A 2,057-nucleotide genomic window follows, 5' to 3' on the forward strand; every position below is an offset into this window, starting at 1 on the left:
GGCCATGCTGGCGCTGCGGCGCCGGCCGCTGCGGGAGTACTGGTATGACGCGGCGCTGCTCGCCGCGGCCGCGGCCTCCTACGAGCTGGCCAACGTCTCGCTGCGAGCGATCCGCAAGTTCGGCGGCTACTACCAGGCGCCGCTTCCGAAGCAGCTGATCGCGCCGACGTCCCAGGTCCGCGGCAACCTGCACATGATGCTCCAGTCGATCCAGCTGCTGTTCGGCGCCAGCTACCAGGGCAGGCACCCGCAGCTGAACCTCTCGGCCGAGCTGCACTGGGTGGGGCTCGGCCTGGCCGCGGCGGGGCTGGCTGTCGCCGTCGTGACGTTTTTCCCGAGCCGGACCTTCCCCAGCCGGACGGACCGGGTGTCGCAGATCCTCGCCGCGGCGACGATCTGCACGCTGGTGGCGGGCGTCTTCGGCACCCTGATCCAGTCCCTGTCCTACGCACACGAGGTCGCGATCCTGCTGCCGCTCGGGGCGGTGCTCGCGGGCCGGATGCTGCCGCCGCTGCTGCCTGCCCGCTGGTGGGATACCAGCTCCGAGCAGCGCTCAAGCCGGCCCGCGACGGTCGTGTTCTCGCTGCTCGGCATCTGGCTCGCGGCCGGCTTGGCGGCGCTGTGCTTCGCCGCCAGCTGGGCGCCGCTCGGTCCCCCGCAGCAGCAGCTGGCGACGTGGCTCGCCGGCCACCACTACACAGCAGGCCTGGCCGGATACTGGCAGGCCAACTCCACCACGGTGGTCACCGGTGGCCAGGTCCTCGTCGCGCCGGTCACGCCGGAGTCGCTCGACGTCAGGCACTGGGAGTCGTCGAGCGCGTGGTACGACCCCGCGCAAAGCAGGGCCGACTTCGTGATCGCGGCGATCGACCCCAGTGTCCCGCCGGGCGGCCTGAGCATCCCGACGGTGCGCAAGCGCTTCGGCCAGCCGACCCGGGAGTACACGGTGGGGCCGTACGTGGTCATGGTTTACGACTACAACCTGCTGACCAGGCTAGGGGGCCGCGCCTTCCCCGGCGTCCCCGGTACGGGCTAGCTGTCGCCGGCCGGGGCGCCAGGCTTGCGGCCGATTACGAGGAACTGCTTGCCGAGCAGCCGCCACAGCACCGGAGTCCGCACATAGGTCCTGGTCAGCGCCGCCGACGGCGGCAGCACGCCGCGGAAGGAGAAGGGCAGGAACCGGGGCGCCACCGACTCCACTTCGAACCCGGCGGCGTAGACGTGCTCCTCGACGCCGATGTGGCTGAGGATGACCGTGTGGTCGGCGCAGTCGAAGTAGTTCTTCGCGCAGTACCGGAAGTTCGGGCCCATGATCGCGATCCGGCCGCCCGGCTGCATCGCGTCGCGCAGCTTCGCCAGCACCGTGCCCACCGAGTCCTGATCCGGCAGGTGCTCGAGGAAGTTCGACAGGAAAACGCCGTCGAAGTGCTCCCGCGGCAGTTCGACGTCCATGATGTCGCCGATGATCATTTTCACGCCGGCCGATTCGAGGTCACCCTGCCTGACGAGGTCGACGCCCCACCGGTCGTCGGCGGGCACCGCGGTGATGAACTCGCCGCGGCCGGCCGCCGGGTCGAGCACGCTGCGCGGTTCGCCGAGCCGTTCGTGGATGTACCGGGCGAGTTCGTTCCAGACCTTCTGCCTGCTGGCCTGGTCGACGTCGCGGAACCGGTACGCGTAGAGCCGCTCATAGTTGATGCCGCTCGCGGGCGGTGCCGTGGCTGTCGGGGTCTCGGTACTGCGGGCTGCCATAAGGGGACTATATAAAGAGGCGTGGAGTGACTGATCAGCCTCTCCAAGATTCGGTTAAGGTGTGTCGCCCTCGCTCGTCCGCCCGCCCTGCGGAGACGGCCGGCGCCGGTACAGTCACATCCGTACGTTCCGGACTGAAAGACTGATCTTTTCCAGGAACGACGCTTTACCAGGAACGACGGGAAGCATCGCGAGGACACCGCCAGAAGGGCGGGTCGGTTGGATTGAGCAGCACTTCGGTGACGCCGGCGACGGCGGCCGGCGGCCATCGGGCGGGCCGGCGCCCGGTCCGCGGCTGGCTGGCC

2 protein-coding genes are annotated in these 2,057 nt (G+C 69.7%); one reads left to right on the plus strand and one right to left on the minus strand.

Features of this window, described 5'->3' with window-relative positions:
* A partial coding sequence (locus WA805_RS29805; RefSeq protein WP_425243986.1) for a hypothetical protein occupies positions 1-1,036 on the plus strand: 1,036 nt, incomplete at its 5' end.
* On the opposite strand, the gene WA805_RS29810 is transcribed toward WA805_RS29805, so the two are convergent.
* On the minus strand, positions 1,033-1,752 hold the full coding sequence (locus WA805_RS29810) for a class I SAM-dependent methyltransferase (RefSeq protein ID WP_422280582.1): 720 nt from the start codon (positions 1,750-1,752) through the stop codon (positions 1,033-1,035). The two genes, WA805_RS29805 and WA805_RS29810, sit on opposite strands and share 4 nt — an antisense overlap.
* Positions 1,753-2,057 lie beyond the last annotated feature (305 nt).

The organism is Trebonia sp., assembly GCF_049794275.1.
Classification (GTDB): domain Bacteria; phylum Actinomycetota; class Actinomycetes; order Streptosporangiales; family Streptosporangiaceae; genus Trebonia.